At 50.9% G+C, this 17,394-nt stretch carries 18 protein-coding genes; 8 read left to right on the top strand and 10 right to left on the bottom strand.

Annotation, left to right across the window (positions count from 1 at the left end):
• Nucleotides 1–3: 3 nt before the first annotated feature.
• On the bottom strand, nucleotides 4–456 hold the full coding sequence (locus HNV11_RS06495) for a response regulator (RefSeq protein ID WP_171738900.1): 453 nt from the start codon (nucleotides 454–456) through the stop codon (nucleotides 4–6).
• A gap of 178 nt (nucleotides 457–634) precedes the next feature.
• Between HNV11_RS06495 and HNV11_RS06490 the strand changes: the two genes are divergently transcribed.
• On the top strand, nucleotides 635–1,909 hold the full coding sequence (locus HNV11_RS06490) for a sensor histidine kinase (RefSeq protein ID WP_171738899.1): 1,275 nt from the start codon (nucleotides 635–637) through the stop codon (nucleotides 1,907–1,909).
• A 47-nt stretch (nucleotides 1,910–1,956) separates the two neighbouring features.
• Entirely contained in the window at nucleotides 1,957–3,072 is a 1,116-nt protein-coding gene (locus tag HNV11_RS06485) for a hypothetical protein (RefSeq protein WP_171738898.1), read from the top strand.
• A gap of 2 nt (nucleotides 3,073–3,074) precedes the next feature.
• Here HNV11_RS06485 and HNV11_RS06480 read toward each other — a convergent pair whose 3' ends face one another.
• Entirely contained in the window at nucleotides 3,075–4,274 is a 1,200-nt protein-coding gene (locus HNV11_RS06480) for an alpha/beta hydrolase family protein (protein ID WP_240163807.1), read from the bottom strand.
• Nucleotides 4,275–4,724: 450 nt separating this feature from the next.
• Here HNV11_RS06480 and HNV11_RS06475 point away from each other — a divergent pair, with 450 nt between their 5' ends.
• From HNV11_RS06475 to glgX, 5 genes are all read left to right on the top strand, one after another.
• The gene (locus HNV11_RS06475) at nucleotides 4,725–5,444 is read left to right on the top strand and encodes an OmpA family protein (protein ID WP_171738897.1); all 720 of its coding nucleotides are present in this window, start codon (nucleotides 4,725–4,727) and stop codon (nucleotides 5,442–5,444) included.
• 84 nt (nucleotides 5,445–5,528) lie between these two features.
• On the top strand, nucleotides 5,529–5,741 hold the full coding sequence (locus tag HNV11_RS06470; RefSeq protein ID WP_171738896.1) for a hypervirulence associated TUDOR domain-containing protein: 213 nt from the start codon (nucleotides 5,529–5,531) through the stop codon (nucleotides 5,739–5,741).
• A 7-nt stretch (nucleotides 5,742–5,748) separates the two neighbouring features.
• Nucleotides 5,749–6,099, top strand: a complete 351-nt coding sequence (locus HNV11_RS06465; protein WP_171738895.1) for a DUF3140 domain-containing protein — start codon at nucleotides 5,749–5,751, stop codon at nucleotides 6,097–6,099.
• Between the two features lie 59 nt (nucleotides 6,100–6,158).
• Nucleotides 6,159–6,614, top strand: coding sequence for a ferritin-like domain-containing protein (locus tag HNV11_RS06460; RefSeq protein WP_171738894.1), 456 nt, complete (start codon nucleotides 6,159–6,161; stop codon nucleotides 6,612–6,614).
• A gap of 186 nt (nucleotides 6,615–6,800) precedes the next feature.
• Nucleotides 6,801–8,918 carry a glycogen debranching protein GlgX gene (gene glgX, locus HNV11_RS06455; protein WP_171738893.1) on the top strand — a complete coding sequence of 706 codons (2,118 nt, stop codon included), beginning with the start codon at nucleotides 6,801–6,803 and terminating at the stop codon, nucleotides 8,916–8,918.
• A gap of 100 nt (nucleotides 8,919–9,018) precedes the next feature.
• Here glgX and HNV11_RS06450 read toward each other — a convergent pair whose 3' ends face one another.
• Nucleotides 9,019–10,479, bottom strand: coding sequence for a GntP family permease (locus HNV11_RS06450; protein ID WP_171738892.1), 1,461 nt, complete (start codon nucleotides 10,477–10,479; stop codon nucleotides 9,019–9,021).
• A gap of 5 nt (nucleotides 10,480–10,484) precedes the next feature.
• Nucleotides 10,485–11,432, bottom strand: a complete 948-nt coding sequence (denD, locus tag HNV11_RS06445) for a D-erythronate dehydrogenase (RefSeq protein ID WP_171738891.1) — start codon at nucleotides 11,430–11,432, stop codon at nucleotides 10,485–10,487.
• A 207-nt stretch (nucleotides 11,433–11,639) separates the two neighbouring features.
• Here denD and HNV11_RS06440 point away from each other — a divergent pair, with 207 nt between their 5' ends.
• Nucleotides 11,640–12,986, top strand: a complete 1,347-nt coding sequence (locus HNV11_RS06440) for a four-carbon acid sugar kinase family protein (RefSeq protein ID WP_240163805.1) — start codon at nucleotides 11,640–11,642, stop codon at nucleotides 12,984–12,986.
• A 6-nt stretch (nucleotides 12,987–12,992) separates the two neighbouring features.
• Here the strand turns inward: HNV11_RS06440 and HNV11_RS06435 are convergent, their stop codons facing one another.
• From HNV11_RS06435 to HNV11_RS06410, 6 genes are all read right to left on the bottom strand, one after another.
• Nucleotides 12,993–13,718 carry a DUF3891 family protein gene (locus tag HNV11_RS06435; protein WP_171738889.1) on the bottom strand — a complete coding sequence of 242 codons (726 nt, stop codon included), beginning with the start codon at nucleotides 13,716–13,718 and terminating at the stop codon, nucleotides 12,993–12,995.
• A gap of 72 nt (nucleotides 13,719–13,790) precedes the next feature.
• On the bottom strand, nucleotides 13,791–14,294 hold the full coding sequence (locus HNV11_RS06430; RefSeq protein WP_171738888.1) for a pyridoxamine 5'-phosphate oxidase family protein: 504 nt from the start codon (nucleotides 14,292–14,294) through the stop codon (nucleotides 13,791–13,793).
• Between the two features lie 102 nt (nucleotides 14,295–14,396).
• On the bottom strand, nucleotides 14,397–14,813 hold the full coding sequence (locus tag HNV11_RS06425; protein ID WP_171738887.1) for a four-helix bundle copper-binding protein: 417 nt from the start codon (nucleotides 14,811–14,813) through the stop codon (nucleotides 14,397–14,399).
• Between the two features lie 30 nt (nucleotides 14,814–14,843).
• Complete coding sequence (locus HNV11_RS06420) at nucleotides 14,844–15,062, bottom strand: DUF2188 domain-containing protein (RefSeq protein ID WP_240163803.1); 219 nt, start codon at nucleotides 15,060–15,062, stop codon at nucleotides 14,844–14,846.
• A 256-nt stretch (nucleotides 15,063–15,318) separates the two neighbouring features.
• Nucleotides 15,319–16,797: a hybrid sensor histidine kinase/response regulator gene (locus tag HNV11_RS06415; protein WP_171738886.1), complete on the bottom strand. Its 1,479-nt coding sequence runs from the start codon at nucleotides 16,795–16,797 to the stop codon at nucleotides 15,319–15,321.
• 100 nt (nucleotides 16,798–16,897) lie between these two features.
• On the bottom strand, nucleotides 16,898–17,317 hold the full coding sequence (locus tag HNV11_RS06410; RefSeq protein ID WP_171738885.1) for a response regulator: 420 nt from the start codon (nucleotides 17,315–17,317) through the stop codon (nucleotides 16,898–16,900).
• Nucleotides 17,318–17,394 lie beyond the last annotated feature (77 nt).

The raw sequence follows: 17,394 nt of genomic DNA, 5'->3' as shown, positions 1-17,394 counted from the left end.
GAACTAGCGGGTGGTGGGTAACGTAACGGTATCCCACCAATACAGCCAGACGGTTTGTAGGTACGTTACCCACTGCTCGTAGTTCGTTGGTTTGATAATATAAGATGTCCCGCCAAATGAATAAAAATCGGTGATATCTTCCCGCCGATCGGAATAGCTGAACACGACCACAGGCATCCGCTGGTAAGCCGATTCGCGCTGTTTAAGCGTCTTGAGGAGTTGCCAGGACTGCTCTGCATCCGGCAGATATAGGTCCAGCAACATGAGTTTTGGCAATTGAGTAGCTAAACAGGACTGCAGATACGCCAGCGCCTGCTTGGCATCTGTGGCCCAGATCACATCAACGGTAGGCATAGCTTCCCGACTGGCGGCCTGAATCAACTCCCAATGATCGGGGTTGTCTTCAACGACCAGCATGCGGCCCCGGGATGAATTTGTGCGATTAGAAGAATTCATTAGCTTAGCAGTCGTACAAGTCGAAAAGCCGTTTGTTCCAGGCAGGAGTAAGTCCAGACGTCTGCGATCAACCGAAGGATTAAACAAATCGTCGGAAAAACGCTCACAAAGTACTAATTTTTCGCCTTGTTTCCATTACCAGAGCCGGATATACCTGTCCAGGCCGTACTCTTTACTCATGCAGAACCCGTTACCAGCCCGCCCTTCTCTTGCCTTACCCGATTATTTATTTGCCCGGCGGGATGCCCTTCTGCACATCTGGCGGACAGCCTGCAAACTCGATACATCCCTGCACATTGGCGTCAATCTTTCGCGCGAAGAGTTCAACGATCAGATACCCACTGTCCTCAATTTGTTTGAACAGCAGCTGCGCGGTGAAGACCAGGAATTCGACCTGGCCTTAACGGCCAGCGAGCATGGACTGCACCGTTGGCACAAAGGCTATTCATTGCGGGAGCTGCTGGCTGAGCTGAGCCATTTTAACCAGTGCCTGGCCGCTGAGATCACCGAATATAAAACTCTTTATTCAGAGACCGACGATGCCGTAATGACCAAGGCGTATGAACTGGTGGTTAAATTCAGCAGCAAGCTTTCCAGCGGCAGCGTCGTTCAATACGATGAACTCCAGCGGAATCAGGCTGCCGAGCGGGCCGAGGTACTTCGGCAGACATTAGATCATATTACTGAAATGACCCGACAACGGGGCGAGTTTCTGCGGATGACCTCCCACGATCTGCGGAGCGGATTAGGCGTCATACAGGGGGCGGCTTCGCTGCTGAGCCAGCCCAGCAATACCGATCAGGAGAAAACCAGCCGACTCCAGATGCTGCGTCGAAACCTGTTGACGGTTGAGGCCATGCTGAGCGAACTGACTAGTCTGGCACGGCTGGAAGCCGGTCAGGAAACTGTTTCGATTCAGACTATTGACGTAAGTGCGCTGCTCCGTTCAATTGTCGAAAGCACACAGCCCATGGCTGCCGAACGCGGGCTAACCCTGCGCGCCGATGGCCCCAGCGAACTGATTGTCGAAACAGACTCCATCATGATTCAGCGGATTGTTCAGAATCTATTGATGAACGCGCTGAAACATACGCATTCCGGACTTATTTCTGTATCCTGGTCCAGCGAAGACAATTATCGCTGGGTTATCAGTGTTCAGGACACCGGAACGGGGCTACCGGATGACTTTGCCACATCATTGACTAAGCCGCTCAAGCCTACGCTTGATTCACCCAGCGTTTTTGTCAAACTACCACCGGACGAGAACAAAATTCTTCAGCCGGCTGCCCCCCGAGCCGTGCGGGCCTCATCGGCCAGCGAGGGTATTGGTCTTTACATCGTTAAATCGCTTTGTCAATTACTGAACGCTTCCATTGATATTGAAACGCAGACAAACCGCGGAACCCTCTTTCGCATTCGTCTGCCATCTCATCCGGATATAGACAAAGCCTGAAGCATTTTTGTGTAGCTTGCAGGCACACACCCCAATACGTTTCTCGCATGAATCTTCGGCTATCCGCAATTACACTAGCTTTAGCGCTGTTGGTTGGCGCCTGTAAAATTGTCCAGCCCATATTTGACCGTTTTGGTTCGCCTGCAACGGCAACCATTACTAAAGAGGGTTTGCTGACCTGCTTCGCGCCCGAAACGTCGCTGAATGGCCAGCCGGTCTGGTGCGAAGCGTCGGCGGTGCTGTTTGATGGGAAACGCATTCTGGTTGCCAACGACAAGGATATGCCGGCAAGTCTGAGCCCGGTGTTTATAAATACGATCGATGCACTGACCGATTCGCTCCAGAAACCCACCTATTTCATGCAGCCTACGTTCGCGGCTGCCCGGAAATACGAGGACTTTGCCCAAACTCCTAATGGCAAGTTCGTTTTTCTGACCACCGCGTTCGACCGGATCAAGCCGAATAGTCACGACTGGGACGGGTACAATACCGTGCTGTACTGGCGTAAAGGCGACGAGCAGCATCCGCGCGTTCTGGCCGTTACCGACACAAGCCGGACGTCGATCAGCTATCGCCAGCGGATTGCTACAGTACTGGCTAACGCTCAGTTTCCGGGAGCCATGCCTTATTTTAAAATTGAAGGTCTGGCCGCTACAGATCGTCAGCTATTGTTTGGAATACGGGAAGAAGGGAAGGCGTTCGACAAGTTCGACTACCGCACAAAAATCATTGGCGTGTCCTACCGGATCGAGTCCGAACCTGACGGTGAACGCATTCGATTAGCTGATGACTGGAAACTCATCGCAGATTTTAATCCCGCCAAGGCAGAGCCAGCCCTGCCACAACCCCTGGGGTTGTCGAGTCTGGAGTACGACCCCTATCGGAAACGGTTCTGGATGCTGACCTCGCAGGAGGTTGAAGGCAAACTGGACGCGTATCTGTGGACAGCCACTCCCGCCGAATTGTATGCCAACAAGCCGTTTAAGCTTATCCGCGACGTAAAGGGTCAACCGCTACACCTGAATCATAAAGCCGAAGATCTGACGCCTTTAGATCGTAACCGGCTTCTGCTGATTCACGATGACGACCGCGTGCGGACCCGCGTTGGGTCGCGGGTTCGGCAGCCCAACCAGGCCGCTTATACAATCGTTACAATCAACTGATACTACTGAACGGTTCCGAAGAAGTCGTACGTGCCGGTAATGAAATCCAGGATGCCGGTAGCGTGAGTCCGACCCGCTAGCCGGAATAGTTTTACGTTGGTGGCCCCGCGCTTCTGCATCGCATCGTAAGTATTCTGTGAGTTGAGATAAAAAACCGTGTTGTCGGCATCGCCGTGGTACAGCCGGGTCGGCGTACGCGGCTTCCAGTCGTGGATGTCATTATCCTGAACAGCCTTCAGAAATCCGGCATCCGTACCCTCATTAACGGACTTTTTAAACGTATCCGTAAAGGCCGTATTTAAGCTAACGCCGATGCTCGCGTTACGCCCCTGGGCGGCTACCTGCGACGCATATGGCTCTTTAAAGTAATACGTCATCGGGCGGTTCAGACCGTAAATCCGGTCATAGGTCAGCAGCACCCAGATATAAAGCCGGTTTATGCTGGCGATTCCGCTGGTGGTTTCGTTCACCACTTCCTGCATAAATGCCGGCTTGTCGTACGCTCCGGCTCCGCAGCTCGACGCCACCAGATTAAATTCATTACTGGTTTCTTCCTCTATTTTCTTCTGAAGGGCCATCGTCGCGTAGCCACCTTCCGAATAACCCGCAATGAACAGCCGCTTGTCCCAGTTGATATTCTTGTCGCTCATGAACTCACGGGCAGCCCGCAGCATATCGAGCGAAGCTGTCGCCAGCCCCTCACGCTGCTCGTACGTATGCGGAAGATCTTTCGAGGCTCCATAGCCAATGTAATCCGGGGCAGCAATGATGTAGCCCTGCGACGCAAACACCGACCCAAAGGTATAGGCTTCACTACCCGAATTGAAATAAGACGGGGCTTCACTGTCGCTGCCAATGGTGCCGTGCTGCATGCTAAGCAGAGGAGCGGCCGTCGGCACATTCGGAACAAGCAGCGCACCCGACGCCTTAATAGTTTTGCCGTCGGTGTTAGTTGTATTGTATTCCAGACGATACGCCTTAACACCATAACGGATAAAGAATTGAAACAACGAACTTGATCCGGTGAAACGCCCCCGCAACTGCTCGGTTGAATATTCCCCAATCAGCGAACTGTTAACCAGCGTCCGCGCGGGTGCAGGCGTAGTTGGGTCGCTACTGGCAACCTGCTGGCAACCCGTTGGAGCCACCAATAACATACCAACCAGCAAAAACAGCGAAAAAACAGATTTGAATAAAATCATAAGTAGCAGAAAGACGAATAGGCTAATGCCCCCTGGGCAGCTATAAAACTAACGTAAATCAACCATTTTTCGTTTGGCCATCTGGGCCGTATAATCCCCACCCAATAAATTTTATCTACTGTTTATCAAGGCTTTGCCTAGCTATTCTAAAAATTTTCTGTCCACTAATTTATTAGTGGTTTGAAGGCTCGAAAACGTATATACCTCAGCTAACAACTCAGTGTGATTTTTGTAGAACTCCCTCCACAAAGTTGGTATCTTATTCCCGCTATAGCTGATCGACTAATGGATTACCTTTTAATAAACATTAACTCAATAACCTGCCGTTTAAGGCCATAACCGTCTCTATATTAACAATTTACCCTGAAAGTATCCAGTCAGTAAACAATTATTGATTAAACTGGTACGAGGTTTGGCTGTCTATAAGCAGTACCAATTATTCACAACACTATGAACGATTCATTCAAATCAGTGAGTACAAAGTCAATGGCAGTTTTGCTGACGGCCGGCATCTTGTCCGGTAATGTACTGACCGGTTGTAAATCAGGCCAGAGTATGAACAAAACCCAGAAAGGCGCTGCCGTTGGAGCCGGTGGCGGAGCCGTAGTGGGGGGTATCATCGGCAAAAAATACGCAAAAGGAAATACCGCCCTGGGTGCTATTCTGGGCGCAACCGTGGGTGGTGCAGCTGGCGCTATCATTGGCCGTCGCATGGACAAGCAGGCTGAGGAAATGAAACGGCAGATGCCAAATGCAACCGTTGAACGGGTTGGCGAAGGAATCAAAATTACGTTCGGCTCAGATATTCTGTTCGATGTCGATTCCTATCAGCTTAAACCAGAGACCAAACGTCAGCTGACGGAGTTTGCTCAAACGCTGAACAAGTACGAAGATACCGACATTCGTATTGAAGGTCATGCCGATGCGACGGGTTCGGATGACCATAATCTGAAGCTGTCGAGAGAACGGGCTAATGCAGTAGCCAGCTATCTGGAAGCACAGGGCGTAAAAACGTCACGCATTGATGAAAAAGGATATGGTGAAGCCCAGCCGGTAGCTGATAATTCTTCGGAGTCAGGCCGCCGTCAGAACCGCCGGGTCGATATTGCCGTATTTGCCAATAAGCAGATGCAACGCGACGCTAAAGAAGGTAAACTAGGGGATGACTAAACATATTTTGCACTAGCTGGCCCGATTGCTAACTTTATTAGCAATCTATAGGTAAACTAGGTTAACAGATAAAACAATAGAACTATGGCAACGGTGAAGAAAGGCGATGAGGTTGAATGGAACTACGGGAAAGGGAAAGCCAAAGGCACCGTTGCCGAAGTTCATACAGAGGATATTAGCAGAAAAACGCAGGGGTCAACTACCAAGCGGAAAGGCTCAAAAGAAGAGCCAGCTCTCGTGCTGAAACAAGGCACTAAAAAAATTGTCAAGTCGGCCAGTGAGGTCACTAAAAAATAACGCACTCATGGCAACCACGGCGCTTGATCAAGACGAGAAGAAGGATGTGAAGAAAGAGTTCGACGAGTTAGTGAACATGTCGGCCTCACAGATTGAAAAGTGGCTTGAAACAGAAGAATCTAGGTCGGTTGGCCAGAAGAAGGACGGCGAAGATGAATCAACCGGCCACAAATCGGGCGAGAAGATCATTGCTATTCTGGGCAAAAAGACCGGCGATTTAACGGATGATGACTACGCCCACATGCGGAAAGTAATCAGTTATATAAAACGCCACAGCGCTCAGGAACCCCGCAACCCGGAGGATTCCAACTGGGAATATTCCTTGAAAAATTGGGGACATGACCCCACCAAAAAGTGACTTTCTGATTTACTCAACGAAACGTTAAAATTCATCACACAACCAAACTGAACAACGTTATGAATGTTAAAGATACACGGGGCGAAATCCTCGATCAGTTGAACCGCTTGCTAACGCGCAGTCACGATGCCGAAAAAGGATATCAGGAAGCTGCTGAAAATGTTAAGGATACCGAGCTGAAAAGCTTGTTTCTGACGCAGGCACGTCAGCGAAGCGAATTTGCAATGGAAATTGACCGCGAAGTGCGGACACTGGGTGGAGATCCGGATAATGGGACCAGCCTGGCTGCCGATTTGCACCGAGCCTGGATCAACGTAAAATCAACGTTCTCCAGCAATGACGATAAAGCAACTGTACAGGAGTGTCAGCGGGGCGATCAGGAAGCCCTTAACGACTACAATGCTGTACTGCAGGAAACGGACTTAATGGCCAGCACACGAGAACTGTTGCTGCGCCAGAAACAAAGCATCGAATCGGCACATGCTTCGATGTCCCGTCTGGCCTTGGTAGTGTAGTGAATGGTGGGATCGGAAAGCCTGTCTCCGTTGGGGACAGGCTTTTTTGTTTTACTCTACTTTTTCTATTGGCCATACCAAAGAACCACGTTACCTCACTGCATAAAACAATCTCATTTCACCCAGGGTTACTTTTCTGTGTAACCAGCCGCACATTTAGCGTAAAAAATTTCCTACAGGAAGACCATGAGTAAACCTATAAGCACAGTATCCTCCCCAGATTCTATCCAATCGAAACCGGGCAAGCCTTATCCGCGCGGTGCCACGTATGATGGCGAGGGCGTTAATTTTGCCTTATTCAGTGAGCATGCCACGGCCGTTTACCTGTGCCTCTATGACGCGGCCGATCCCAGTCAGGAGACCGTTGCGATTCCCATTACCGAGCGCACCGAACTAGTCTGGCATATTTACCTGGATGGATTACAGCCGGGTCAACTATACGGTTACCGCGTCGATGGTCCCTACGACCCGAAAGAAGGGCATTTCTTCAATCCCTATAAACTGCTGCTTGACCCTTACGCCAAAGCGATCAGTGCCCCCGTTACGCACAACAACGACTGGCTGGGTTACGATTGGCAGGATGAATCTGACGACCGCTATATGGTCATGAATTCAATCGACAGCGGTCCAACCATGCCTAAATCGGTTGTGGTGGACGACAGCAGATTCGACTGGGAGGATGATACGGCTCCCGACATCCCTCTGCATCGTTCAGTAATCTACGAGATGCACGTAAAAGGGTTTACCTTTCTGCACCCAACGATAGACCCGGCCATACGCGGCACCTATGCAGGACTGGGCTCTCCTGAAAGCATCGAGTATTTAAAAAAATTGGGTATTACGGCGGTCGAACTTCTTCCGGTTCATCAGTTTACGGACGAAAGCTACTGGGGTTACAATACCATTGGCTTCTTTGCGCCCCAGAACACCTATTCATCGTCAGGTATGATGGGTGAGCAGGTAACGGAGTTCAAACAGATGGTCAAGGATCTGCACAAGGCCGGGCTCGAGGTTATTCTCGACGTGGTGTATAACCACACCGCCGAGGGCAACCATTTTGGGCCGACCCTTTCGTTTCAGGGAATCGATAACCGGGCGTATTACCACCAGGTTGGCGATACGCCCGAGTTTTATATGGATTATACCGGCACGGGTAATACGTTTAACCTGAGCCACCCGCGGGTGCTCCAGCTGGTTATGGACAGTCTGCGTTACTGGGTAACGGAAATGCACGTCGATGGCTTCCGCTTCGATCTGGCCTCGGCGCTGATTCGTACCGATGAAGAAGCTGGCCGTGTATCGTCGTTCCTGGATACAATCGCGCAGGACCCTATTCTGGCGCGGGTAAAGCTCATTGCCGAGCCCTGGGATATTGGGTCGTACAACGTTGGGGGCTTTCCGGTACGCTGGTCCGAGTGGAACGGCAAATTCCGCGATACCCTCCGGGCCTTCTGGAAAAGCGACGAAGGCAAGGCTGCCGAAACAGCCCTGCGGCTGCTGGGCAGTCCGGACCTGTACGCTAATGACGGTCGGTCGCCAGCGAACAGCGTAAACCTTATTACGGCACACGATGGCTTTACGCTCAACGATCTGGTGAGCTATAACGAAAAGCACAACGAAGCGAATGGTGAAGATAACCGCGACGGCTCCAACGATAACCTAAGCTGGAATTGTGGTGCCGAAGGCCCGACCAACGACCCGGCCATTAACGAACTGCGCGAAAAGCAGAAACGTAATTTCCTGGCAACCCTGCTGCTTAGCCAGGGTACACCTATGATCGTTATGGGTGACGAATGCGGTCGCACGCAGCATGGCAATAACAACGGCTACAATCAGGATAGCGAAATCAGCTGGATGAACTGGGACTGGAACGAGAAGCAGCAGGCCCTGTTTGACTTCACAAGCCGATTGACCGCTCTGCGCCGGGATATACCCCTGTTGAGCCGACGTAAGTTTTTTGGTAATGAACAGATCGCTTACCTGAAAGCCGAAGGGGGCGAAATGACCAACGATGACCTACACAATCCGCATACGCACTGTCTGGCTTTATTTATCGACGGCGTTCGCGTAACGGAGCAGACGGAAGACGGGCAGGATATTGGCGACGAGCAATTGATCTGGATTCTGAACTCTTACTGGGAGGATATTCAGTTCATGCTCCCCAAGATTGCCCGAAAAAAGTCGTTGTGGGAAGTCGTGGTTGATACGGCAAGCGGTGAGATTGAACCAAAGCAGAAACCCGTTGCGGGTGGTCACGAGTTCACAGTTCCAGCCCGCTCGACGGTTTTACTACGTATCAAGTAAATCAGAACCGGCAGATGAATCAGGCAGCTTTACGGTTTGGCTGCCTGATTCATCTGATTTCAGTAGCTCCTCCCCTTCTAACGCCTGCTGATGCAGGCGTTTAGTTTTTACGTAGTATCAGACTAATAATGCCAAGCCCCGTTAGGGGGATAAGCGGATCAAGCAGTGACCCTCCGGAACCAAAAGCAAGGTTTATCAGGGCAATCAACACACCACCTACCGCCCAGGCAATGCTGGTCGGTACGGACCAGGCCATGATCTGCTGGTTCACTTCAGCAATACCCATCATCCGGTTCACAACCCAGAACAGGCTGTCATTAAAGTAGCTGAAAAACAAAGCGCCAATGACGGCGGCCTGGGCAGCAAACAACATATTTAGGCCGGGCACCTGGGTTAGTATAGGAGCCGTAATTGACGCAGCTGTAATCATTGCCACCGTACCGGAACCCTGAATAAGCCGAATCAGCGTAGCGACCAGAAACGGAATCATGATGGGCGAAAACGGCAGTCTGGCAATCTGAGCCGCCAGTTGCGTACCGGTGCCCGTTTCCCGGACAACAAACCCCAATGCCCCGCCCGCGCCCGTTACCATCAGAATAATTCCCGCCGACTGAAGTCCTTCTTCCAGCCGCGCTGCCGTCTGTTGCCGGTTAAGATAAGGCACTAAGGTATACACGGCGAGCAGAGTACTGATGCATAAGGCAATGATGGGCGTTCCGGTGAACTGAACAACCTGCACAAACCCTTGCCAGACCGATGCTTCGCTCTCTCCAGTTGAAAGGAACACGGTCATCAACGCCTTACTAAAAATGAGCAGGATTGGAACAACAATAGGCAGCAGAGAACGAATTAAACTCGGCATGGGCCGGTCTACTTTATCACGAACGTCAGAATCGTGCACCTCTTTGGGAGTTTCGCCAGGGTTTATTGCATCAGAAAAGCAGGGATACTTTCTGCCAAACCACTGCGCGTAGAGAATAATGGCGATGGTACAGGGAACAGCTAACAGCATCCCTAACAGCAACATCGCGCCAATCTCGACACCAAACAGGCCCGCTACACCCAATGGGCCGGGCGTTGGTGGAACCATCGTATGCGTAACGACCAGGCCACCCGCCAGGGCAACGCCCATTGTCAACAACGAACGACCACCTTTCCGGGCCAGCGCTCTGGCAATTGGGAACAGGATGACAAAAGCCGAATCGGCGAAAATAGGGATGCTCACAAAATACCCCGTCAGGGCAAGGGCCCATTCTTCTTTGCGAGCCCCCAGCCACCGGATAAACGAATAAGCAATTTGCTCAGCGGCCCCGGAAACCTCCAGAACACGCCCCATCATTACCCCCAGGCCGATGATAATACCAATGGTGCCCAGAGTTGATCCAAACCCCTTCGTAATGGCATCGAGGGTTTCATTGACCGACATACCTCCGGTTAAACCGGCGATGCAGGCCGCCGTGATCATGGCAATCAGCGGGTGTACTCTGGTTCGTAATACCAGGAAAATGAGTACAAAAACGGCAACAGCCAGCCCTAGGATGGGAACAGAAAGAGGAGCCATTGGGCCTATGCCTGGTTGTTGGAGATGAACTGAGTAATAAACTGATCGAAATGGCTATCTACCCGGAACCCAAGCTGCAGCGCGCGGGTATTATCAATAGCACCCGGCCAGCTGCTGACAATCGCGTCAATTGCCGGGTCGGGCCGGAACTGCACCCGGGCGCGCGTCTCCGGACTCGTAATCCGTTCGAGCGAATCGAGCATCTGCTGCACTGTAACGCCAATACCCGGCAGGTTTACCGTACGCCAGCCGCCAAAGTCCTCGCCCGACAGCGTTGCGCCTTTGATGATATTCTCAATGATGGCAGCCGGACTCGACAGCCATAAAGCGAGTTCCGGCGGTACCGGACAACTTGCCAATTCGCCGTTGATGGGCTCCCGGATAATGCTGCTCACAAACGAGGAGGCCGCCTGGTTCGGCCGGCCGGGCCGAACACAGATGGTAGGTAACCGTAACACCCGCCCATCAACAAAGCCTTTCCGGCTGTAGTCATTGACCATCAGTTCGCACATGGCTTTCTGGGTTCCGTATGATGATCGGGGCGTCACGGCGGTTGAGTCCGTAACCAGGGCAGGCAGGTTGCCGCCGTAAACAGCCAGCGAACTCGCAAACACGAATCGGATACCAGGACGCTGATGGCGGCAGGCTTCCAGAAGCAGGCGGGTTATATCCAGATTTACGTTCCAGCCCAGATCAAAATCGTGTTCGGCATGGCTGCTCACCACCGCAGCCAGATGAAACAGAAGGCCGGTCCGGGACGTAACCAAGTTTTGGGCGGCCCCTTCTGCCGACAGATCGCTCTGCTGACAAAGCACCCGACTATCAGCTCCCGGACTGGTGGGCATTAGAACATCGACTAATACTAACTCGTCAAACGCTAACGAACTGTTCAGGAGCGCTTTGGCCAGCCGCTGACCCAGGAATCCGGCTCCGCCCGTAATGATTATTTGCATAGAAGTCTAATCCGCCGTAAGTAGTTAGAGCTATTTAATCTCTCTCTTGATTTCATTGAGCCATGACCTCCTTCAGCCGCAGCTTCATATCCAATAGCTTTCAGAAGAGTTTATTTACTTATCCTCAACCAAAAGATCGTTTAGACGAGTATGCACGAGAATGCTATCCAAACACTAAGACAACTCCCACCCGATTATAAGACAGAGTTGCTTCCTGCTATTCGCGAAGAGTTTATCCGGAGTGAAAAAACCATTGTGGTGCTCGACGATGACCCCACCGGCACCCAAACCTGTTATGACGTAACCGTGCTTACGTCGTGGCGGGTCGCGCTGATTGCGGAAGAGCTGCGTAAAAAACCGTCTATTCTGTACATCCTCACCAATTCGCGAAGCCTGCCGGAACAGGAAGCGGTTGATCTTACGCTGGAGGTCGGTAGCAATGTAAACAAAGCAGCTCAGGAAAGCGGCCGTCAGATTGTGGTTATCAGCCGCAGTGACTCCACCTTACGCGGACACTTCCCGGCCGAAGTAGATGCCATTGCCAGGACCATGAACATGCAGGAGGCCGTTATCGTCTTCATCCCGGCGTTTATTGAAGGAGGCCGGTTCACCCTTAATGACGTTCATTATATTGTAGAGAACGAAACGCTGGTGCCCGTCTCAGACACCCCCTTTGCCCACGACGTAGTGTTTGGCTATAAACAGGCGAATCTGAAACAATGGGTTGAGGAAAAAACAGCGGGCCGAATCCGCGCTGAAGACGTAAACTCCATTTCGATTGAAGATATTCGGATTGGCGGGCCACAGGCCGTTAGTGAGCAGCTTACTACCTGTGCAGCCGGAACCGTCTGCGTTGTTAATGCCGCCAGTTACCGGGATCTGGAAGTGGTCGTGATGGGCCTGCTGCTGGCCGAGAAACAGGGAAAAACGTTTTTGTACCGCAGTTCCGCTACGTTTGTTCCCATACGGGCCGGGCTGGAATCAAGCCGAATGTTCTTGCCACGAAAAGAAGACACACGCTTGGCACAGGGCGCTTTGGTCATCGTTGGCTCTCACGTGCCTAAAACAACCCGGCAGCTCTTCTGGCTTCTCGAAAATGGGCATTACAGAACTGTTGAGGTTAACGTCGGTGAGCTCCTGCATTCCGAAGAACTGGCGAACCGGGCCGAACTGATCGGTAAACAAACCGACGGCTGGCTGGCCAATGGAGAAGATGTGGTGCTTTATACCAGTCGCAGACTGGAAGCGGGTCCTGACCCGAAAAGCAGCCTGATGATTAACGCACTAGTGTCTGATTTTCTGGTCAGCATTCTGAAAGGTCTTACGGTCCGGCCAAAATTTATTGTAGCCAAAGGCGGTATCACGTCCAGTGATCTGGCTTCTAAGGGACTTGCTACCGAAAAAGCGATGGTTCTTGGTCCGGTGATTCCGGGTGTACCCGTCTGGCAAATGGACGCAGCCAGCAAATTTCCGGGTATTCTTTACGTTGTCTTTCCCGGCAATGTTGGCGACGAAACCGCGCTGCTGGAAGTATGCCGAAAATTAGGAGGCTAGACCCGCTTACTTCCTGAATACCCATTCGCTGATGATGATCGGCGCATCCTGAATGGCGTTGTAAAGTTCATTATCATCCTTGAAAATCAGCTGATTGACCTGAAACGTTTCGACGTAAACCGAAAAACCGTCAGCTTCGAAAGGCCATGGATCCATAAGCAGCGAACGATCTTTTCGCTGAAGAATGAAATACGAGATGCCATCCGGCCCAACGCTTACCTCCAAGCGTCTTTCCTCGGGCGGTACCTGCCCCAGGCACAGAACCAGCGACAGCGCATCGCACCACTGCACAAAATCGTAAGCATACTGCGCTTCGGCTTTGCGGGTCCCGTACTGTTTACGCCATTTCTTCTGGTTGTCAACCTGCTGATCCAGAAATTCATCCAGCGCCTTATCGCTGCCGCGCTTTGGTTCATACAGAAAAGACGTATGCATAGACATCATCAGGGCGTTCCAGCGGCTTTTCTGCAAACCAATCTGAATCAAGTTCTTGCACTGCTCGACCGAATAGTCCAGAATCTTAAAATGCAGGGGGGCGCCGGCACTTGTCAGATGATTACGTTCTGTCCAGGGGTCCTGCCCGTCGTCGTGTTCGGTCAGCGCGATAAGCGTTTCGACCCAATGTATAGGCCGCTTATCCTGACGCCACTGCATAGCCGCCTGTACGGCCAGCAGGCCATGAGCCTGTTGATTAATAATCTGCCAGCCCGTATCCGTTTGGGTTACAATCATTTTTTTGAAAAAATAAACGAGTGAAAAGCCTTTCCAGACCCGTTCACTCGTTCAGGGAAAATATTCCTTATGTTAATTATAAATTTTTTCGTTTTCCCCCATTTTTGGTGGGTTTCCCGTAATGGCGGCCGTAGCCTGCTGGAACAAACGCACCATAGTGCTGTCGCTGGCATTCCAGTATTCGGCCATATGGGTATGGACTTTCAGAAGGGTCAGTTCCGGATCATCTTTACCTTTCGGGAACCATGCTTTCGCCTGCGGATTCCAGAGTTCATCGATTTTAGTCTGGTCATGGACCTCATCGGCAGTACCGGATATAGACACGTAATCAGCATCGCTTACGTTTACAAACGACAGATTTACCTGCCGCTCGTGATTCTCTATCTGCTCAACTTTTGGGGCCGTTTTATTTGTAAAAAACCAGATAGTGCCATCTTCGTCCATTTGCAAAGCGGCCATTGGTCGGCTCATCAGACGCCCTTCCTCATCAACGGTCGTCATCATCGCGATCCGAATGTCGCCTATTAGCTTACGAATTTTTTCTAACTGAGCGTTTTTTTGGGGCTTTGTTTCCATAACGTAGTGTAATTAAAAACAGTCGGTTGGCTGGGCAGTTGGTTAGCCTTCAGCGACTAACTCTTAACCTGCCCAGCCAACCGACTGTTTAACAAATTAAAGCTAATTATATAATGTTTCGCGCAGGTCAATGCCGTAAAACAGCGAAGTTGGCGTTGTAACTGGATTGTTATTACCAACTTCAGTCTGGTGAGCCATATCTAGAATTCCGATGCAGCTAACAATCGTTTGCTGACACATAGCATAAACCTGCTGGCAACGTTCGGTATCAAATTGATTGACCTCCTGGGCGCATTTCTCGCATACTTCAATGCAAGCCTTGGCGAGCAGGCGCGTGTTTTCTGAACCACGAACGTAAAGCATGGCCAGTTGACGGCACATATCGGCACAATCCAGATTCAGAAAAATGCTGCGATACCAGCATTCGATATCTTCCGAGCGGGAGCACTCCGTTGCAAACTCATCGCAGAGTGCCGCGCAGCCTGTCAGAGAGTCGTAGATATTTTTCTTCCAGATCATAACGATTAATGCGTAAGGGTTAGGAGATTATTAAGCATAAGGCCGGGTAGCCATGCTGGATTCAGACTGCATCTGACGCGCCCATCGCCGGGCCTCATCAACACTGATTGCCACTATACGTTGTTTGTCTAACTGGCCCTGTTCTAATAAATGATTAGCAATCTCAATCGCTTTAGCCCGCGTACTGGGGTTGAGCGACCGCATTGCCGCCGGAAAGTGAGTAGTAGTCCACATCATTGCAGTCATCATACCCAAGGTTATGCTGATACTATGCCAGTTCCATAGAGGATTATCCAGACAGCACTTAATCTCCTACCTATCAACAATTTACCTAATCACATATTTGCTTTACGGTCATCCGTTCTAAGTCGACTTACTTAATAAATTGTGGAATCAGACGGGCGACTGTAGATATTTTTACCCACTACAATGCAAAAAGCAGCCTCATCGAAGCTGCTTTGGGATTTTACCTATCTGAAAGACAGATTATACTCCAAAAAGTTGATTATTTAGGGAAATAAAGCCGGAATGTGGTTCCCTGGTTTACCTGACTTTCTACTTCGATGGAGCCCTTATGGCTATTAATAATATTTTGAGTGGCGGTTAAGCCAAGCCCCATGCCGCCGGATTTACCTGTGAAGAAAGGATCAAACAACCGCTGCCGGTCGGCTTCACTGATCCCCCCGCCGTTGTCCGTTACTTCAACGCAAACCCGGCTGTCTTCGGTGCATATTGTCCGGACAATCAATACGCCCTTCCCCTCTTCCATTGCTTCAACGGCGTTGACCAGGATGTTCAGCAGCGCTGTTTTTACCTGTTCCCGGTCGAGCAGCGCATGGCAGTCGCTGGTTGAATAACTGGTAATGAGCCGCATTCGCTTTAGCTTGATGCGATCACTCACCAGTTGAACGGTTGCTTTCACTACTTCGTTGAAATCCTGCCGTCTGCGTTCCAGCTCACGGGGCTTCGACGAATTAAGCATTTCCGTAATCAGCTGACCAATCCGATCGACGTTACGTCCGATGATGTCCGTAAACATCGTTACGCACTCGTCGTCCGTCGCCAGTTCATCTTTTAGCTGCTCCAGTGCCAGACTGAGATTCGTGAGCGGATTGCGGACTTCGTGGGCAATACTGCGGGCGATTTTACCGGTCATCGTCAGTTTTTCAGCCAGGATTAAATCCTGCTGCGCCCGCTTCTGATCCGTAATATCCCGAATAATACCCTGATACCATTCTGTGCGCCCCGCCCCATCTTCAACGGCCCAAACGGAAATCAGGCAAATTCGTTTGCGGCCACTCTGGCTGATGAGCGTCGTCTCGAAATCTTTGATCTGGCCGTATTCACGAACATTGAAGCGCAGTTCCCGCAAATAATTCAGATCGCTGAATAGCCGGGCCGGGTTTAGTTTACGCAGTTCATTTCGGCTGTATCCCAACAGCCGTTCTACCGACGGATTGGCATCCTGAAAACGAAGCTGGTTATCCGCAACAAAGATGGCGTCGATTGAACGCTCGAATAGAGAGCGGTATTTGTTCTCTTTTTCGGCAACTTCAGCCAGTACGCTGGCCTGGCGAAGGGCATATCGGATACTGCGTCCAAGAAGCTGCGCATCAATACGACCTTTTACCAGATAATCAGCCGCGCCCAGCTCAAGGGCCGACTGGTCCACGGTCAGGTCATCCTGCCCCGTTAGCAGAATCATCGGCGACCGGCAACCAATCTGAAAGGCTTCCTGAATCAGATTGATACCGGTATGGTGACCCAGCCGGTAATCAACCAGATAGACGTCGTGTTCGTTACGTTGAACGGCTTCCAGCGCGCGGTCGTAGCTATCTACCCAGTCGAGCTTAATATTGGCGTTTTCCTTTGCCGACACCAATGCCCGGGTCAGCATATAATCGTCCTCGTCATCTTCAACCAGCAGGACGCGAATCGTATTCTTTTTTTCAGTTACGTTGAGTGTCGCAGTAGCGGGAATCATAACAGTAGGTAGTTTGTGATAATACTAGCGGGGCATCTGGACTGTTGAACAGCCGTTTGCCATCGGATCGGCCAGTCGGCTGGCTATTCCTCAGTCAGGTTTAAGGTAATTTTACGGTGTCCATCCAATAGGTTTTCAGAGCACCAATCATTTCGACCAGCCGATTGAAATTAAAAGGCTTCGTTACGAACGAGTTCACCCCAAGGTTATAGGTTTTAATCACATCTTCGTCGGCGGAGGAAGTTGTCATAACTACAACAGGCAGCCGGCGAAGCTTCGGGTCGTCCTTAATTTCTTCCAGTGCCTGAAAGCCGTTTTTACGGGGCATGTTCAAATCCAGGATCAGCAGGTTTGGCCAGGGTGCACTCGTTTCGGCATAACGTCCTTCGCGACGCAGATACTCCATTAACTCTTCACCGTCTTCAACAAACCGGATTGTCTGGGTATAGCCATTCTGTCGCATGGCCTGTTCCAGAAACATGCGATCATCCGTGTCGTCGTCGGCAATTAAAATAGTCATGGCTGTAAGCTTACGGTGCATACGGTCTTTAAAAGTTACGGCTGTTGTTATTTTTGGGCAATTCTTACCAAATGGTA

This window comes from Spirosoma taeanense (assembly GCF_013127955.1).
GTDB lineage: Bacteria > Bacteroidota > Bacteroidia > Cytophagales > Spirosomataceae > Spirosoma > Spirosoma taeanense.
The sequence above is the reverse complement of the archived record's forward strand: the minus strand, read 5'-3'. Positions and strand labels throughout refer to the sequence as shown.

Excerpts from the sequence above, each read along its gene's own strand:
- HNV11_RS06495 (WP_171738900.1), bottom strand. The coding sequence starts at position 456 with ATGAATTCTTCTAATCGCACAAATTCATCCCGGGGCCGCATGCTGGTC.
- HNV11_RS06490 (WP_171738899.1), top strand. The coding sequence starts at position 635 with ATGCAGAACCCGTTACCAGCCCGCCCTTCTCTTGCCTTACCCGATTAT.
- HNV11_RS06485 (WP_171738898.1), top strand. The coding sequence starts at position 1,957 with ATGAATCTTCGGCTATCCGCAATTACACTAGCTTTAGCGCTGTTGGTT.
- HNV11_RS06480 (WP_240163807.1), bottom strand. The coding sequence starts at position 4,274 with ATGATTTTATTCAAATCTGTTTTTTCGCTGTTTTTGCTGGTTGGTATG.
- HNV11_RS06475 (WP_171738897.1), top strand. The coding sequence starts at position 4,725 with ATGAACGATTCATTCAAATCAGTGAGTACAAAGTCAATGGCAGTTTTG.
- HNV11_RS06470 (WP_171738896.1), top strand. The coding sequence starts at position 5,529 with ATGGCAACGGTGAAGAAAGGCGATGAGGTTGAATGGAACTACGGGAAA.
- HNV11_RS06465 (WP_171738895.1), top strand. The coding sequence starts at position 5,749 with ATGGCAACCACGGCGCTTGATCAAGACGAGAAGAAGGATGTGAAGAAA.
- HNV11_RS06460 (WP_171738894.1), top strand. The coding sequence starts at position 6,159 with ATGAATGTTAAAGATACACGGGGCGAAATCCTCGATCAGTTGAACCGC.
- glgX (WP_171738893.1), top strand. The coding sequence starts at position 6,801 with ATGAGTAAACCTATAAGCACAGTATCCTCCCCAGATTCTATCCAATCG.
- HNV11_RS06450 (WP_171738892.1), bottom strand. The coding sequence starts at position 10,479 with ATGGCTCCTCTTTCTGTTCCCATCCTAGGGCTGGCTGTTGCCGTTTTT.
- denD (WP_171738891.1), bottom strand. The coding sequence starts at position 11,432 with ATGCAAATAATCATTACGGGCGGAGCCGGATTCCTGGGTCAGCGGCTG.
- HNV11_RS06435 (WP_171738889.1), bottom strand. The coding sequence starts at position 13,718 with ATGATTGTAACCCAAACGGATACGGGCTGGCAGATTATTAATCAACAG.
- HNV11_RS06430 (WP_171738888.1), bottom strand. The coding sequence starts at position 14,294 with ATGGAAACAAAGCCCCAAAAAAACGCTCAGTTAGAAAAAATTCGTAAG.
- HNV11_RS06425 (WP_171738887.1), bottom strand. The coding sequence starts at position 14,813 with ATGATCTGGAAGAAAAATATCTACGACTCTCTGACAGGCTGCGCGGCA.
- HNV11_RS06420 (WP_240163803.1), bottom strand. The coding sequence starts at position 15,062 with ATGATGACTGCAATGATGTGGACTACTACTCACTTTCCGGCGGCAATG.
- HNV11_RS06415 (WP_171738886.1), bottom strand. The coding sequence starts at position 16,797 with ATGATTCCCGCTACTGCGACACTCAACGTAACTGAAAAAAAGAATACG.
- HNV11_RS06410 (WP_171738885.1), bottom strand. The coding sequence starts at position 17,317 with ATGACTATTTTAATTGCCGACGACGACACGGATGATCGCATGTTTCTG.